Below are 292 nucleotides of genomic sequence, written 5' to 3'. Positions count from 1 at the left end.
CCCCGCACCCGCCAACGCCGCCCGGATCACCCGCTGCTGCGACGGACCATTCGGAGCCGTGAGGCCATTCGACGCACCGTCCTGATTGACCGCACTGCCCCGCACCACAGCGAGCACCCGGTGCCCGTTACGCCGCGCATCCGACAACCGCTCCACCAGCAGCATGCCCACACCCTCGGCCCAGCCGGTACCATCCGCACCCTCCGCGAACGCCTTGCACCGACCGTCCACCGCAAGCCCCCGCTGCCGCGAGAACTCCACGAACACACCCGGCGTCGACATCACCGTCACA

Annotated in this window: 1 protein-coding gene; it reads right to left on the bottom strand. The window is 70.2% G+C overall.

The annotated features are described in order from the left end of the window. On the bottom strand, positions 1-292 hold a 292-nt coding region (locus IH68_RS51430; protein ID WP_037886769.1), incomplete at both ends, for a beta-ketoacyl synthase N-terminal-like domain-containing protein.

The organism is Streptomyces sp. NRRL S-646 (assembly GCF_000720765.1).
Taxonomy (GTDB): domain Bacteria; phylum Actinomycetota; class Actinomycetes; order Streptomycetales; family Streptomycetaceae; genus Streptomyces.
This window is presented reverse-complemented; position numbering and strand designations above follow the sequence as displayed.